The organism is Oscillospiraceae bacterium (genome assembly GCA_025758045.1).
GTDB lineage: Bacteria > Bacillota > Clostridia > Oscillospirales > Ruminococcaceae > Gemmiger.
Genome location: CP107208.1, coordinates 3067135 through 3082901, shown reverse-complemented (window position 1 = coordinate 3082901; position 15767 = coordinate 3067135). Strand labels below are relative to the sequence as shown.

Here is a 15767-nt window from a genome sequence, read left to right as displayed (position 1 = left end):
AAGAAGCGCATGCACGAAAAATGAATTTCGTGAATTTGTATGGGTAGTTTTATGATGCAACGTATAATTACACTGGAGTTGAAGGCGCAGATGATGAAGCGGTCAGAAATCGAATAGAAGCACAAACTGCACAATTTTTCCGGCAGACATTGCTGTGGGGGACGCTGTAAATAGCGGAGTAGAACTTAAAGAGAATATCCCCCTCTTGTATGCACTTGGAGTTAAAACCAGTGGATGCGTGAGGAAAAATTTTTGTATGTATGCAGCTTTAGCGCGGCTTGTCTTTCCGGCGACAAAATGCTATACTCGAAGTATGTTCTAATAAGAAAAGAGGAAGAAACATGGATTTTGTAAAGCGCTTTAATTTGACGCCTCATGTGGAGGGCGGCGCGTTCCGCGAACTGTACCGCGATGGCGAACGCGCCAAGGAGCGACCCGCGCATGGTGTGATCTACTATGAACTGGGTCAGGGCGAAGCCTCGCAGTTTCACACGCTGGATGCAGACGAGTATTGGTTCTTCCACGCCGGCTCCACCCTGGAACTGTGGGAAATCGACAACGCCAAGCTGACAAAATACAAGCTGGGGCTGGAAGACGGCGCTGAGCCATGCGTGCTGATGAAAGCTGGTACGATCTTCGGAGCGAAACACCTTTCCCCAGCGGATGAGGCGACCCTTGTATCTTGTGTCACGGTGCCAGAGTTCACCTACGACCACTATCGCATCTGCGAACGAGAAGAAGTCGTAAACCTTTGCCCTGCTGCAGGGGAGTTCTATATTAAATAAGGAAGTTGTTATCCAGCACACAATTGCCCAGCAGCCCCCTCTGCGAGAAGGGAGAGGCCGTGTGTTTCCACCTCTTACCCCTACACTTGGTGCCGCATTTGCACAACACCACAATATACACCTTACCCAAAAGTACAATAAAAACTTTGTCAAAAAAACCGAAAAAAGTGCTTGACAAAGGTCATACTCCTTGCTATAATAATCAAGCTGTCTCGCGAGGGGACAGCCGCTAAAGCTTGTAACTACGGCTTGTATGGGGATTTTGAAGCCGAAAGGCTTCAAAAAATATCGAAAAAAGTTCTTGACAAAAGAACTTTTATGAGATATAATATACAAGCTGTTACGAAACAAGTGACAGCGCAGCAGGACCTTGAAAATTGAACAAAACTGAAACTTGTGGAACCTTGAACGTGGGTTTGGAAACCCACGATAATCAATTCCAAATTTACAAGTAATTCATACAGGACGCAAGCGATTGTGTCTGAGTGATTACAGAGATTTAACGCTTTTAAATGGCGATTAAATACCATTTATAAAGAGTTTGATCCTGGCTCAGGACGAACGCTGGCGGCGCGCCTAACACATGCAAGTCGAACGGAATCAAGAGGAGCTTGCTTTTCTTGATTTAGTGGCGAACGGGTGAGTAACGCGTGAGTAACCTGCCCTGGAGTGGGGGACAACAGTTGGAAACGACTGCTAATACCGCATAAGCCCACGGTATCGCATGGTACTGAGGGAAAAGGATTTATTCGCTCTAGGATGGACTCGCGTCCAATTAGCTAGTTGGTGAGGTAACGGCCCACCAAGGCGACGATTGGTAGCCGGACTGAGAGGTTGAACGGCCACATTGGGACTGAGACACGGCCCAGACTCCTACGGGAGGCAGCAGTGGGGGATATTGCACAATGGGGGAAACCCTGATGCAGCGACGCCGCGTGGAGGAAGAAGGTTTTCGGATTGTAAACTCCTGTCGTTAGGGACGATAATGACGGTACCTAACAAGAAAGCACCGGCTAACTACGTGCCAGCAGCCGCGGTAAAACGTAGGGTGCAAGCGTTGTCCGGAATTACTGGGTGTAAAGGGAGCGCAGGCGGACCGGCAAGTTGGAAGTGAAATCCATGGGCTCAACCCGTGAATTGCTTTCAAAACTGCTGGCCTTGAGTAGTGCAGAGGTAGGTGGAATTCCCGGTGTAGCGGTGGAATGCGTAGATATCGGGAGGAACACCAGTGGCGAAGGCGACCTACTGGGCACCAACTGACGCTGAGGCTCGAAAGCATGGGTAGCAAACAGGATTAGATACCCTGGTAGTCCATGCCGTAAACGATGATTACTAGGTGTTGGAGGATTGACCCCTTCAGTGCCGCAGTTAACACAATAAGTAATCCACCTGGGGAGTACGACCGCAAGGTTGAAACTCAAAGGAATTGACGGGGGCCCGCACAAGCAGTGGAGTATGTGGTTTAATTCGAAGCAACGCGAAGAACCTTACCAGGTCTTGACATCCGATGCATAGTGCAGAGATGCATGAAGTCCTTCGGGACATCGAGACAGGTGGTGCATGGTTGTCGTCAGCTCGTGTCGTGAGATGTTGGGTTAAGTCCCGCAACGAGCGCAACCCTTATTGCCAGTTACTACGAAAGAGGACTCTGGCGAGACTGCCGTTGACAAAACGGAGGAAGGTGGGGATGACGTCAAATCATCATGCCCTTTATGACCTGGGCTACACACGTACTACAATGGCGTTTAACAAAGAGAAGCAAGACCGCGAGGTGGAGCAAAACTCAGAAACAACGTCTCAGTTCAGATTGCAGGCTGCAACTCGCCTGCATGAAGTCGGAATTGCTAGTAATCGCGGATCAGCATGCCGCGGTGAATACGTTCCCGGGCCTTGTACACACCGCCCGTCACACCATGAGAGCCGGGGGGACCCGAAGTCGGTAGTCTAACCGCAAGGAGGACGCCGCCGAAGGTAAAACTGGTGATTGGGGTGAAGTCGTAACAAGGTAGCCGTATCGGAAGGTGCGGCTGGATCACCTCCTTTCTAGGGAGTCAGACGTTCAGCTAAAGCAGGTCTTTGGCTGAACGGACAGGAAAGCAAGTTTCAGTATTGTTCAATTTTGAGGGCCGTGCAAACGGAACCTCAAAGCATAAGGGACACAGCGAAACCCGAAACGTGAAAACGCGGGGGTATAGCTCAGTTGGGAGAGCACCTGCTTTGCAAGCAGGGGGTCAAGGGTTCGAATCCCTTTATCTCCACCATTTGGGCTGATAGCTCAGCTGGTTAGAGCACTCGGCTGATAACCGAGAGGTCGATGGTTCGAGTCCATTTCAGCCCACCACTGGTAATCCAGTGCGCTGGGTTACCCAAAGCCTTATGCGATGTACCTTGAAAACTGAATATAGAACTGCGAAATGAGATTTTATTAGCTATGTAAAATTCCTGATTTTAAATTAAAATCTATAATTTCACCAAGCGGAACTGAAGCTTAGTAATAAGCGACAGTAAAATGGTAAAATCTCGTTGGCAAATGGAGAATCTGAAATAAAGATATGTTTTGCGAAAGCGAAACAACGGTCAAGCTACAAAGGGCGCAAGGAGAATGCCTTGGCACTGGGAGCCGATGAAAGACGTGATAAGCTGCGATAAGCCTTGGGGAGGAGCAAATATCCATTGATCCAGGGATTTCTGAATGAGGAAACTCACCGAAGCTCATACTTCGGTACTGCACACTGAATCCATAGGTGTGTGGGGGGAACCGCCTGAACTGAAACATCTAAGTAGGGCGAGGAAGAGACATCAAACGAGATTCCGTTAGTAGTGGCGAGCGAACGCGGAAGAGGGCAAACCGGAAGGAGAAATCCTTCCGGGGTATGGACCGCTTTTAGGACTTAAGTTGCTAGCTGAATGGCATGGGAAGGCCATCCAAAGAGTGTGAGAGACACGTAAGCGAAAGTAACGAGAGCTGCGCGAGTTCCAGAGTACGGCCAGACACGTGAAACCTGGTCGGAAGATGGGGGGACCACCCTCCAACCCTAAATACTACCCAGTGACCGATAGCGTATAGTACTGTGAAGGAAAGGTGAAAAGGACCCCGGGAGGGGAGTGAAAGAGAACCTGAAACCTTGTGCCTACAAGCACATAGAGCACATCAACGTGTGATATGGTACTTTTTGTAGAACGGTCCGGCGAGCGATTGTATGTTGCGAGCTTAAGCGCTTAAGGCGTGGAGGCGTAGCGAGAGCGAGTCTGAAAAGGGCGTTCAGTAGCATGCAATGGGCCCGAAACCGGGTGACCTACCCATGATCAGGCTGAAGTGAAAGTAAAATTTCATGGAGGGCCGAACCGACCTCCGTTGAAAAGGCGGCGGATGAATTGTGGGTAGCGGAGAAATTCCAATCGAACTCGGAGATAGCTGGTTCTCCCCGAAATAGCTTTAGGGCTAGCCTCATATTAGATACCCGGAGGTAAAGCACTGAATGGCCTAGCGCCCGAGAGGGTAGCGAAGCCTATCAAACTAAGAATGCCGGAGTATTGATGTATGGGAGTCAGACAGTGTGAGATAAATCTCATTGTCAAAAGGGAAACAGCCCAGATCTACAGCTAAGGTCCCAAATTGTATCTAAGTGGAAAACGATGTGGAAATACGCAGACAACCAGGATGTTGGCTCAGAAGCAGCCACTCATTTAAAGAGTGCGTAATAGCTCACTGGTCGAGCGTCTCTGCGCGGAAAATTTAACGGGGCTAAGATACAAACCGAAGCTTAGGCTGCACGTAAGTGCGGGGTAGGGGAGCGTTGTGTAAGCGGAGAAACAGTAGCGTAAGCGGCTGTGGAGTTTACAGAAGTGAGAATGCCGGAATGAGTAGCGCGAATGTGGTGAGAATCCACATGGCCGGAAACCTCAGGTTTTTGGAGGAAGGTTCGTCCGCTCCAAGTTAGGCGGGAGCTAAGGTAAGGCCGAAAGGCGTAGCCGATGCACAGACGGTAGAGATTCCGTCCCCACCGAAAGACTTAAGCACAGGGACACTTTCAGAAGGTCGGAGCCAGGTGTTGGTTCTGGTAGTGATCGAGGGAAATATAGTACCGAAGTCCGGCTGGAAGAGAGGCGAGAAAAGCTGTGTGTATGTTTAAGGTGCCCGTACCGCAAACCGACACAGGTAGGTAGGAAGAAGATTCTAAGGCCAACGGGAGAAGGGTTGTTAAGGAACTCGGCAAGTTGACCCCGTAACTTCGGAATAAGGGGTGCTCACGAGAGTGAGCCGCAGAGAATAGGCCCAGGCAACTGTTTACCAAAAACACAGGTTTGTGCTAAATCGAAAGATGACGTATACGAGCTGACGCCTGCCCGGTGCTGGAAGGTTAAAAGGAGATGTGCAAGCATTGAATTGAAGCCCCAGTGAACGGCGGCCGTAACTATAACGGTCCTAAGGTAGCGAAATTCCTTGTCAGGTAAGTTCTGACCCGCATGAAAGGCGTAATGATCTGGGCACTGTCTCAACAGCCCGCCCGGCGAAATTGTAGTACCGGTGAAGATGCCGGTTACCCGCGACAAGACGGAAAGACCCCATGGAGCTTTACTGTAGCCTGATATTGGGTTTCGGTGTTGCATGCACAGGATAGATGGGACGCTGGGAAAGAGTCGCTTTGGCGATTCTGGAGCGGACGTTGGGATACCATCCTTGCGACATTGGAATTCTAACCTGCGCCTCTGAATCGAGGCGGGGGACATTGTCAGGTGGGCAGTTTGACTGGGGCGGTCGCCTCCTAAAAAGTAGCGGAGGCGTTCAAAGGTTCGCTCAGCTTGGACGGAAACCAAGCTAGAGAGTGCAAACGCAAAAGCGAGCCTGACTGCGAGACTGACGGGTCGAGCAGAGACGAAAGTCGGAGTTAGTGATCCGGTGGTATGTGAGTGGAAATGCCATCGCTCAACGGATAAAAGTTACCCTGGGGATAACAGGCTGATCTCCCCCAAGAGTCCACATCGACGGGGAGGTTTGGCACCTCGATGTCGGCTCATCGCATCCTGGGGCTGAATTCGGTCCCAAGGGTTTGGCTGTTCGCCAATTAAAGCGGTACGCGAGCTGGGTTCAGAACGTCGTGAGACAGTTCGGTCCCTATCTGTCGTGGGCGCAGGATATTTGAGAGGCGCTGTCCCTAGTACGAGAGGACCGGGATGGACGAACCTCTGGTGCACCAGTTGTCACGCCAGTGGCACAGCTGGGCAGCTATGTTCGGATCGGATAAACGCTGAAAGCATCTAAGCGTGAAGCCGGCCTTAAGATAAGATATCCCACTGAGTCAATCAGGTAAGACCCCTTGAAGACTACAAGGTTGATAGGCACAGAGTGTAAGCGGAGTGATCCGTTCAGCTAGTGTGTACTAATAGGTCGAGGGCTTGACCCCATCTTTATGAGATACTCTATTTGCTAAAGCAGTTCGATATTCAGTTTTGAGGGTACATCCTCAGAAAAAAGAGACGGTCGGTGTCGATGACGGTGAGGTTCCACCTGTTCCCATTCCGAACACAGAAGTTAAGCTCACTCGTGCCGAAGATAGTTGGCTGGAGACGGCCTGTGAAAATAGGTAGATGCCGACTTCTCTTTTAATATGGCCCGTTGGTCAAGCGGTTAAGACAGCGGCCTCTCACGCCGTTAACGTGGGTTCGATTCCCGCACGGGTCACCATAAAAGCTCTGCTTCTTCGGAGGCAGAGCTTTTTGTTATGTGCAGCCTTTCCTACAGAACTGAGGGAAATAGACGGCTGAAGTTGATGAAGCAAACGATGATTTGAGGGCACAGCGCTTGACAGCACCCCAAGTCCGGCGTATGCTTGTAACAATGGGTTAGCATTAATTAACTGCAAAATAGAGGAGGATGGGCACGATGCGAATTCTTGTATATGGTGCGGGTGTGCTGGGGTGCAATCTGGCACGAGACTTTTTCAAGGCAGGGAAGGACGTTACTCTGCTTGCGCGAGGGAAATGGGCCGAGACCATCAAAACAAACGGGCTGTGCATTAAAAACTATGTGCTCCCAGTGAAATCGACCGTCCGTGTGCCGGTGGTATCGGAATTGGCATCGGAGGATGAGTATGATGTGATCTTCGTTGCTGCGCGCTACACGCAGGTGGCTACGATCCTGGATGCGTTGCGCGCCAATAAGAGCAAAAACGTTGTTTTCCTGGGCAATAATGTGCAGCCAGAGAAACTGGTGACGGCTCTGCCAGAAAAAAATGTGATGTTCGCCTTTGCCTCTTCGGCAGGGCACCGTGAGCAGGACCGTGTTGTTTCAGTTGATCTGAAAAAAATTACGATCGGCCAGCTGTGCGGTGCGCAATCTGACGAGCAGCTGATTCAGAAAATCTTTGCTGAGACAGGTTATAAAGTCACATATGAGCCAAACATGGGGGACTATCTGCTTTGTCACGCCGCCTTTGTGCTGCCAGTGGCCTTTGCCTGCTACAAAACTGACGGTGACCTCAAGCGGCTGAAAGGGGACACCGCCTACTTTAATAAGATGGCCGATGCCAATGTAGAGGGCTATCGCGCGCTGAAAAACAGCGGCCATGCGATTTTGCCCAAGGATGATGAGGAGTTTGAGGGCGAAAAGTACCGCAAGACCTGCGTGAAATTCTTTACCCTGATGTGCGCAACGGGCCTGGGCAAAGTCTGCGCCTCGGACCACGCAATGAATGCCATTGAGGAGATGAGCACGCTTAACCGCGACCTGAAAAAGCTGTTTGAGGAAAATGGCGCTTCCTATCCGGTTTGGAAAGAGATGGAAAAGGACGCGGAAAAGTACCTGCAAAAATAAAAAATCAAATTGTGCGCTGAATAACAACGGTTGGTCTTAAAATCCAACATTTTTTTCGGGTGTTTTCTTAAAAATCTACGTGAATCGGGGCGGGTGCTTTACACCGCCTCCAGGCTGCGCTATAATGCAAAATTATAGAGAGGGAAGGGATCAGCCAATGAAACCGTTGATTGGATTGACGCCTATCGTGGACGCGGGACGGGACAGCCTGTGGATGCTGCCCGGGTACATGCAAGGGCTAGAGGCAGTTGGGGGCATCGGGATGATGCTGCCGCTGACGGATGATGCCGCTATGCTGAAAGACATTGTGGACCGGGTGGACGGCCTTTTGCTGACCGGTGGCAACGATGTGGCACCGGTGCTGTACGGTGAGACAAAAGAGACGTTCTGCGGCGAAAATGACCCGCGGCGTGACCGCATGGAGGCCAGGCTCATCGAGTTGGCTTTGCAGGCGGACAAGCCGGTGTTTGGCATCTGCCGCGGGCTGCAAATTTTAAATGTGGTACTGGGAGGTACGCTATATCAGGATTTGAAAACCCAGACCGGCACCGAGATCACCCACAGTATGGACAAGCCGTATGACCGCACCGTGCATGAAGTGAACATCCTGCCCGACACGCCGCTGGCTGCGTTATACGGCCCCGGTCCGCTGGCGGTGAACAGCCGCCATCATCAGGGCATCAAGGGGCTGGCTCCGGCGCTGCATGCCCAGGCGGTGGCTTCGGATGGGTTGGTCGAAGCTGTTTACTTGCCGGAATACCGTTTCGTACAGGCCGTGCAGTGGCACCCGGAACATCGTTGGCAGGCGGCGGAAAGCCAAAGTTTGCTGCGCAGTTTTGTGGACGCCTGCCGGGGATAATAAAATAGGAAAAGAAAAGTGCATGTGCCGGGTGAAGGCGCATGCACTTTTTGCTTGTTGGAAGATCGAATGGCTGCGGGAGCGGGTAGATGCGAGCATCGACCCTTACAATAGGAACGGAAAGTATATAGCAAAAATTACAAAATTCCCAGTCCCGTCAGCAGGGTCTTGAGGCCGATCAGGATCAGCACGATGCCGCCGATGCGCTCGGAAGGAGCGCGGTACTTATCGCCGAAGAGGGCACCTACGCGCACACCGATGGCAGACAGCAGGCAGGTGATGCAGCCAATCAGGCCGGCGGCGGGCAGGATATTGACCTGCATGGCTGCAAAGCTGACGCCGACGGCGAAGGCATCGATGCTGGTGGCAACGGCCAGCGGCAGCATTGCTTTGGCGGAGTAGTCATCGTCCAGCTTTTCGTCGCCGCCGAAGCTTTCCCGCACCATGTTGACGCCGATGATGGCCAGCAGCACAAAGGCGACCCAGGGACCGAAGTTGGTCAAGACCACGGCGAAGCGGTCACCCAGGAAGAAGCCCAGTGTGGGCATCAAGAACTGGAAGCCGCCGAACCACAGCCCGCAGGTCATGGCGTGGGCAAAGCTGACCTTGTGGACCGAAAGGCCCTTGCAGATCGAAACGGCAAAAGCGTCCATGGAAAGGCTGATGGCGATCAGGATCAGGTCAAATAATGTCATGGGTATTCCTCCGTTTTTGTAAGGGCACAAAAAAAGACCTATCTGTCCTGCGCAAAAGGCGCTGAACAGATAAGTCTCGTCGTTTAAAGTTAAGCCAGGGGCACGCCCCATTATGTTGGCAAAACTGCACCGCGCGGCTGCTCCACCGCATAGGGTGCTGACTACTCCCTTATGTTATTTTTGTAGTGTACCACGGAAAAGAAAGTTTGTCAATACGTTAGAAATGTCTAATTTTTGCCCGACGCACTGCGCCCCTTGCACAATCTGTCGGTTTGGGGTAAAATAGGATGGATTTAATATAAGTAATCGGGGGATACCTATGCAATACAAAGTTCTGGCACTGGATCTGGACGGTACACTGACCAACAGCGAGAAAATCATCACGCCACGCACCAAGGCAGCTTTGATGGAAGCCGCGGCCCGCGGCGTCTGCATTGTGCTGGCCAGCGGCCGCCCCACCGTCGGCATTGAGCCGCTGGCGCGGGAACTGGAACTGCAAAAATACGGCGGCTGCATTTTAAGCTACAACGGTGGCAAGATCATCGATTGCAAGACCGGCCACACGCTGGTGCAGCACGCCTTCCCGCCGGACCTCATCGAGCCGGTGTGCACTTTCTCCCGCTACTGGAACGTGGTGCCCCTGACCTATGACACCCACGGCATCATTACCGAGAACGCCTCCAGCCCCTACGTGCAGGAGGAAGCCCGCATCAACAAGATCCCGGTGCGCCAGGTAGAAAATCTGCCTGCCACCGTGAATTATCCCATCAACAAGCTGCTGCTGACCGGCGACCCCGTGGACATGCCCCATGTGGAGGAGCTGATGCAGCAGGAGTTCGCGGGCAAGCTGTCCATCTGCCGCAGCCAGCCCTTCTTTATCGAGACGATGCCGCTGGGCGTGGGCAAGGATACCTCGCTGGAGATGCTGCTGCGCGCCAAAGGCCTGACCGCTGCCAACCTGATGGCCTGCGGCGACGGCTGGAATGACCTGCCGATGATCCGCTGCGCCGGTATGGGCGTGGCGATGGGCAATGCCCAGGCCCCCGTAAAAGCGGCGGCCGACTACCAGACGGCCGACAACGACCACGACGGTGTTGGGCTGGCTGTAGAAAAATTTATCTTGAGCGAGGAGAACTGACCTGTGAACCTGATCGTTTTTGACCTCGAATGGAATATTGGGTATCAGCCCAAAACGTTTTTGTACCACGGTACAGAATTGACGCTGCGGGGTGAGATCATTCAGATTGGTGCGGTGCGCATCAATGCCCGCGGCGACGTGCTGGATACTTTTGAAGTGAACCTGCGCCCGCGCATCTTCCGCAAATTGCAGCACCACATCGCCAAAGTGACCGGCCTGAGCCAGGGCGACCTGGACGCCGGGCTGCCGATGAAAGAGGGTCTGCAGAAGTTCCTGGATTGGGCCGGCCCGGACGCCGAGCTGGCCGAATGGGGCCTGGATGACGTACCTGTTCTGAAGCAGAACCTTTTTTTGGCAGGCCTGGATGAGAACTGGCCCGACCGCTGGTACGACCTGCAGCGTATCTTTTTGCAGGCCTATCCCCGCAAAGAAGGGGAGGGCCTGACGCTGGAAAGCGTGGTCGACCGGCTGGGCATCCCCAAGGAGGAACCCTTCCACAACGCTTTGGATGACGCACTGTACACCACCAAGGTCTGCCGTAAGCTGCCGCTGGCCGAGGGGCTGGCGACCTACCCCACCGAGGAAGAACTGCTGAAAGAAGCCTTGCTGGGCGCCGAGCCGAACCCCGCCGCGCGGGACATCCGCCTGTTCATGAACCGGATGGAGCATGACGACTACCGCAACGTGTCCGAACTGACCGAGGCAGCCTGCCCCGAGTGCAGTGCACCGCTGACGCCTGACGAAGTGTGGCTCAAGCGGGGGAACACCGGCTACTACACCCGTTGCACCTGCCCCTACTGCGGGGCGTGGTACCTGCGGTTCAAGCTCAGCCGCCGCGACGGCCTGCATTGGAGCTTTGCCCGGTGCACTGAGCCTGCCACCCCCGAGGCCGACGCCAAGTGGGACAAGCAGAAAGCTGCCCTGCTGGAGCGTATGAAGCGCAAGGCGAACAAAGAATAATCCTTTTTTATTTATCAAAAATAAACAACACCCCCGCACAGCCAAAACGGCTGTGCGGGGGTGTTGTTGGTAAAATTGCAAAAATCAGTAGGTAATGATAATACCCTGGTCCTGGGCATAGAAGCTGCACAGGCCGCTGCAGGGCACGATGCGCACAGGGGCTTCGGGCCATTTGGTCAGGATGCCGTGTTCCAGCAGGTGGGCGGCGGTCTGGTTACCGCACTCGCTGATGAGCACTGGGTGCACACCGTCGTAGTTGTCCTCGTCCATCTGCTCCAGAATCTTGGCCAGCACGCGGGTCTCGCCGCGGGTCTTGAAGTAGAAGTCGATCTTACCATCGGAGGTGCGGCGGCCCAGTACACGCATGTTCAGGCGGCCTGCGATAAAGCCCACCACCTTGCTGACGCGGCCGTTCTTGGCCAGGTTGTCAAAGCTGGCCAGGGAAAACAGGATGTGGGTGCTTTCGGCGAACTTTTCCAGCGCAAAGCAGATGTCCTCAAATGTCTGGCCCTCGCCGATAAGCTTATTGGCCAGCTCGGCCGCACCGGCCAGCGCACCGGAGCAGCTGAGGGTGTCCAGAATGAAGATCTTCTTTTCGGGGTGTTCTTCCAGCACCATGGTCCGGGCGGCCACAGCGGCGTTATAGCTGCCGGAAAGATTGCTGCTGATGGTCAGCGCAATGCAGTTATCGGCCTGCAAAAAATACTCGGCCCATTCTTCCGGGCTGGGGCAGGCAGTGGTGCTGGCGCCGTTGTAGTCGGTCATGGCCTGTAGCATCTGTGGCACATTCAGGGTGGCCAGGTCCACATATTCGCGCTCACCCACACGGATCTTGAACGGTACAAGGGCAAACTGCACCCCGGCACTGGGGTGCTCCAGCTCCCGGATCTCGCAGGAGCTGTCACATACGATCATCCACGCCATAGGCAAAAGCCTCCGTTTCTGTGGCTTGTTATTTCTATATACTATTATAGAAGGTACAGGCAGTTCCGTCAAGGTGGTTCTGTGCCGCTCGTATAAGGTCGTGTAAGGTGAGAGAGCACCTTCGGAACTTTCACCGAAAAAACCTCTTGATTTTAGTGGATTTTTTCAAGCTGACCCTGTATAATGATAAGTATATATCTAAGTGTAAGGGGGCGCAGCTGTATGCCGCAAAAGGGGCTGCCAACTGTAACTGCCATTATCGTGGCCGCGGGGGCCTCCCGCCGCATGGGATTTGATAAACTCAGCTACTGTCTGCCCGATGGGCGCACGGTATTGGAGACAAGCTGTGCCCTGTTTGTCGCCCACCCGGCGGTGGACGAGCTGGTGCTGGTGGCGGGCGGTAACCGCCCCCAGTGCGAGGCTATCGCCGCGGCCTGCCCCAAGCCCTGCACCGTGGTGCAGGGGGGCGCGACCCGTGCCGACAGCGTGCACAATGGCTTGGCTGCCGCCAAGGGCCAGCTGGTAGCCATCCACGATGCTGCCCGCCCCTTTGCCAGCGAGGAAGTCATCACCCAAGTCTTGCAGGCTGCCGCCAAGACCGGCGCTGCCGCCCCGGCGGTGCCCGTGAAGGATACTATCAAGGTGGCGGACAAGGATGGCAAAGTCGTCACCACGCCGGACCGCGCCACCCTTTACGCCGTGCAGACGCCCCAGTGCTTTGACCGGGCACTGTACTTACAGGCGCTGGAAGCTGTCAGCGGCGAGAAAGCCAGCCTGGTCACCGATGATTGCAGCCTGTTTGAACTGGCCGGCCTGCCCGTCACACTGACGGCGGGTGACTACGCCAATTTAAAAATCACCACCAAAGAGGACTTACAAAAGGAGAACACCATGCGTATTGGTCACGGATATGATGTACACCGTTTGGTCGAGGACCGCAAGCTTATCTTAGGCGGGGTAGAGGTCCCCTACGAGAAAGGCCTGCTGGGCCATTCCGACGCCGATGTGTTGCTGCACGCGGTGATGGACGCCGTGCTGGGCGCAGCGGCCCTGGGTGACATCGGCCAGCATTTCCCCGATACCGACCCCGCCTACAAGGGCGCGGACTCCCTGGCGCTGACCCGCAAAGTAGCGAAAATTATCGCCGCTCACGGCTACAAGGTGGGCAACATCGATGCGACGATCCTATGCCAGCGGCCGAAGCTGGCCCCCCACATCCCGGCTATGCGTAAGAATATCGCCGATGCCTTCGGCCTGCCGCTGGACGCTGTGAGCGTAAAGGCCACCACCGAGGAACATCTCGGCTTTACCGGCGAAGGGCTGGGCATTGCGGCCCACGCCGTCGCTCTGATCGAGTGAACGTAACCAACCTTTAAGAGGGAAAGGACAGGACTTTACCCATGCTGCAAAACCAAACGTTATCCGCTATCATCAGCAGTCTGCGGGCGTTCGATCTGTTTTCAGACACGCTCGACATCCTGATCATTTCCTTTGTGTTTTACCAGCTCATCCAGTTCGCCCGCAAATCACGGGCCGGCCAGTTGGTCAAAGGCATCGCGCTGCTGATCTTATTCTACGGCTTCGCGGTGCTGCTGGACCTGCGCACCGTCACCTGGGTACTGAACAACGTGGTCACTGTGGCCTTTACGGCGGCGGTGGTCATCTTCCAGCCGGAGCTGCGCCGTGCACTGGAGCGCATGGGCCAGACCACCGTATGGGCGAACCGGCTGTTCGGCAACCGCCGCACCGATCCTTCGCTGCGCGGTGTGTGGCAGAGCGCTGTGGTTGCCATCTGCGATGCGGCTGAACAGCTTTCCGACACCCGCACCGGTGCCCTGATGGTGCTGGAACGCCGCAATAACCTGGACGAGATCATCCGCACCGGCACGCCGATGCATGCTGACGTCATCCCCGAAATGCTGGGCACCATCTTTTACGAGGGCACACCCCTGCACGACGGCGCAGTTGTCATCCGGGACGGCGTCATTGTGGCTGCAGGCTGCGTGCTGCCCCTTTCCAACAATCTGGATATGGGCAAGGATATGGGCACCCGCCATCGCGCCGGCCTGGGCATGAGCGAGAATTCCGACGCCATCGTCGTGGTCGTGTCCGAGGAGACCGGCATTATCTCGCTGGCAAAAAACGGCGTGCTGATCCGCCGCCTGGACCGCCAGAACCTCTTTAACCTCTTGCAGGAGGAGGTCGTCCCGCCTGAGGAGACCGAGGAAGACAACGAATCCGTGCTGAAAAAACTGCTGCGAAAAGGAGGGAACGCACCCCATGCCAAAGCCGAATAACGCACCCCAGGGGCGCAAATCCCTGATGGATAACCGCGTAGTTTCCATCCTGATGGCGCTGGCCTGCGGCCTGGCTACCTGGTTGGTCGTTACCATCTACATCGATCCCCAGGGCAGCACCACCATCCGGGATGTGCCCATCAACTACGCCAACTCCGCCACTACCTACACCAACCAGGGCTTGGACATTGTGGAGCGGCCCGACATCAGCGGCGTAACCGTGCGGGTCGAGGGCAACATCACCAGCATTGGTAAGATGACCAGCTCCGACATCATGGTCTATCCCAGCTATTCCGGCGTCAGCGGTGCGGGCAAGGTCACCCTGCGCCTGCAGGCCCGCGTGACCAATACCACCGATTACTCCGGCAACATCAAGTGTACAGTGGAAAAACCCTACGATACGATCGACGTCGTGTTCGATGAAGTCAGCGAAAAAACCGTGCCCGTCACGGTGGATGCCTCGGCTGTCTCTATCGCCGACGGCTATATGCTGAATAAGACCTCCGCTGTTCCCGCTGAGATCACGCTGCGCGGCCCCACCAGTGAGTTGGATCAGATCAGCCAGGTGGTGGCCCCGGTGCTGAGCGACGACGCGCTGGCCGACACCACCACCACGCCCTCCACGCTGGAGCTGCGGGACGAGAACGGCAACACCATCGCCCCGCAGTACACCACGATGGACAGCGATTCCGCCAACGTCACGCTGACGATCTACCAGGTGCGGGAGCTGCCGCTGGAAGTGGATTTCATCGGCGTGCCCAACGGCTTTGACACCAGCAGCCTGCACTACACCTTGAGCCAGCAGAAGCTGCGCGTAGCAGGCCCGGCTCGCACCGTCAGTGCGCTGGAAAGCCTGACCGTGACCGACTTTGACCTGGCCCGCGAGTTCGAGATGGACCGCGACTACCAGCGTTTGATCGAGCTGCCCGCCGGCGTAGTCTCGCTGGATGGCGTGACAAATGTAACGCTGAGCTTTGACACTACGGACATGGCCTCCACTACGCTGAACATCTCCAACATCCGGCTGGTCAACGTGCCCAGCAACTATGATATGGAGATCCTGTCCAGCCTGGTCAGCGGCGTGGAATTGTACGGCCCGAAGGATGAGATCGAGGAGCTGTCCGCCGACAGCGTAGTCGCGCAGATCGACTGCCAGAGCATCAGCCTGACGGTAGGCCAGCAGACCATCCCGGTCACCATCCAGATCCCGTCCTCCACCCGCATCTTCGCCACCGGCAGCTACACGGTACAGTGCGAGGTCACGGCGAAATAAAAAGTGCGCATCCCGCAAATGG

The 15767-nt window shown here is 54.9% G+C and carries 10 protein-coding genes, 3 tRNA genes and 3 rRNA genes; 14 read left to right on the top strand and 2 right to left on the bottom strand.

Annotation, left to right across the window (positions count from 1 at the left end):
• Positions 1-341 precede the first annotated feature (341 nt).
• The 9 genes from OGM81_14500 to OGM81_14460 all read left to right on the top strand — a co-directional run bounded on the left by OGM81_14500 (position 342) and on the right by OGM81_14460 (position 8458).
• The gene (locus tag OGM81_14500; protein UYJ43503.1) at positions 342-785 is read left to right on the top strand and encodes a cupin domain-containing protein; all 444 of its coding nucleotides are present in this window, start codon (positions 342-344) and stop codon (positions 783-785) included.
• 529 nt (positions 786-1314) lie between these two features.
• A 16S ribosomal RNA gene (locus OGM81_14495) occupies positions 1315-2828 on the top strand.
• Positions 2829-2970: 142 nt separating this feature from the next.
• Positions 2971-3046: transfer RNA gene (locus OGM81_14490), tRNA-Ala, on the top strand.
• Between the two features lie 3 nt (positions 3047-3049).
• A tRNA-Ile gene (locus OGM81_14485) sits at positions 3050-3126 on the top strand.
• 234 nt (positions 3127-3360) lie between these two features.
• Positions 3361-6190: ribosomal RNA gene (locus tag OGM81_14480) — 23S ribosomal RNA — on the top strand.
• Between the two features lie 76 nt (positions 6191-6266).
• Positions 6267-6383: ribosomal RNA gene (rrf, locus tag OGM81_14475) — 5S ribosomal RNA — on the top strand.
• The 16S, 23S and 5S rRNA genes sit together here with 3 tRNA genes alongside, the layout of an rRNA operon.
• Positions 6384-6396: 13 nt before the next feature.
• Positions 6397-6471 (top strand) — tRNA-Glu (locus OGM81_14470).
• Between the two features lie 198 nt (positions 6472-6669).
• The gene (locus OGM81_14465) at positions 6670-7599 is read left to right on the top strand and encodes a ketopantoate reductase family protein (GenBank protein UYJ43502.1); all 930 of its coding nucleotides are present in this window, start codon (positions 6670-6672) and stop codon (positions 7597-7599) included.
• A gap of 157 nt (positions 7600-7756) precedes the next feature.
• Positions 7757-8458: a gamma-glutamyl-gamma-aminobutyrate hydrolase family protein gene (locus OGM81_14460; protein UYJ43501.1), complete on the top strand. Its 702-nt coding sequence runs from the start codon at positions 7757-7759 to the stop codon at positions 8456-8458.
• 137 nt (positions 8459-8595) lie between these two features.
• On the opposite strand, the gene OGM81_14455 is transcribed toward OGM81_14460, so the two are convergent.
• Positions 8596-9153 carry a manganese efflux pump MntP family protein gene (locus OGM81_14455; protein ID UYJ43500.1) on the bottom strand — a complete coding sequence of 186 codons (558 nt, stop codon included), beginning with the start codon at positions 9151-9153 and terminating at the stop codon, positions 8596-8598.
• Between the two features lie 319 nt (positions 9154-9472).
• On the opposite strand from OGM81_14455, the gene OGM81_14450 reads away from it, so the two are divergent.
• Positions 9473-10291, top strand: coding sequence for a Cof-type HAD-IIB family hydrolase (locus OGM81_14450; protein UYJ43499.1), 819 nt, complete (start codon positions 9473-9475; stop codon positions 10289-10291).
• Between the two features lie 3 nt (positions 10292-10294).
• Positions 10295-11251 (top strand): exonuclease domain-containing protein, encoded by a 957-nt coding sequence (locus OGM81_14445; protein UYJ43498.1) that lies wholly within the window; start codon positions 10295-10297, stop codon positions 11249-11251.
• Positions 11252-11335: 84 nt separating this feature from the next.
• Here the strand turns inward: OGM81_14445 and OGM81_14440 are convergent, their stop codons facing one another.
• Entirely contained in the window at positions 11336-12175 is an 840-nt protein-coding gene (locus tag OGM81_14440; GenBank protein UYJ43497.1) for a DegV family protein, read from the bottom strand.
• 222 nt (positions 12176-12397) lie between these two features.
• Here OGM81_14440 and ispF point away from each other — a divergent pair, with 222 nt between their 5' ends.
• Genes ispF through OGM81_14425 form a run of 3 tightly spaced genes read left to right on the top strand, consistent with a single transcriptional unit; the run spans position 12398 to position 15745 of the window.
• Positions 12398-13534, top strand: coding sequence for a 2-C-methyl-D-erythritol 2,4-cyclodiphosphate synthase (gene ispF, locus OGM81_14435; GenBank protein UYJ43496.1), 1137 nt, complete (start codon positions 12398-12400; stop codon positions 13532-13534).
• A gap of 41 nt (positions 13535-13575) precedes the next feature.
• A complete protein-coding gene (gene cdaA / locus OGM81_14430) occupies positions 13576-14472 on the top strand; it encodes a diadenylate cyclase CdaA (GenBank protein UYJ43495.1) in 897 nt (298 codons plus the stop codon).
• Positions 14456-15745, top strand: coding sequence for a CdaR family protein (locus OGM81_14425; protein UYJ43494.1), 1290 nt, complete (start codon positions 14456-14458; stop codon positions 15743-15745). The genes cdaA and OGM81_14425 overlap by 17 nt, the downstream gene beginning before the upstream one ends.
• The last annotated feature ends 22 nt before the right edge of the window (positions 15746-15767 follow it).

Bases quoted from the DNA above. Each gene is read 5' to 3' on its own strand.
- OGM81_14460 (UYJ43501.1), top strand. From the start codon at position 7,757: ATGAAACCGTTGATTGGATTGACGCCTATCGTGGACGCGGGACGGGAC.
- OGM81_14440 (UYJ43497.1), bottom strand. From the start codon at position 12,175: ATGGCGTGGATGATCGTATGTGACAGCTCCTGCGAGATCCGGGAGCTG.
- OGM81_14455 (UYJ43500.1), bottom strand. From the start codon at position 9,153: ATGACATTATTTGACCTGATCCTGATCGCCATCAGCCTTTCCATGGAC.
- OGM81_14450 (UYJ43499.1), top strand. From the start codon at position 9,473: ATGCAATACAAAGTTCTGGCACTGGATCTGGACGGTACACTGACCAAC.
- cdaA (UYJ43495.1), top strand. From the start codon at position 13,576: ATGCTGCAAAACCAAACGTTATCCGCTATCATCAGCAGTCTGCGGGCG.
- OGM81_14425 (UYJ43494.1), top strand. From the start codon at position 14,456: ATGCCAAAGCCGAATAACGCACCCCAGGGGCGCAAATCCCTGATGGAT.
- OGM81_14500 (UYJ43503.1), top strand. From the start codon at position 342: ATGGATTTTGTAAAGCGCTTTAATTTGACGCCTCATGTGGAGGGCGGC.
- OGM81_14465 (UYJ43502.1), top strand. From the start codon at position 6,670: ATGCGAATTCTTGTATATGGTGCGGGTGTGCTGGGGTGCAATCTGGCA.
- ispF (UYJ43496.1), top strand. From the start codon at position 12,398: ATGCCGCAAAAGGGGCTGCCAACTGTAACTGCCATTATCGTGGCCGCG.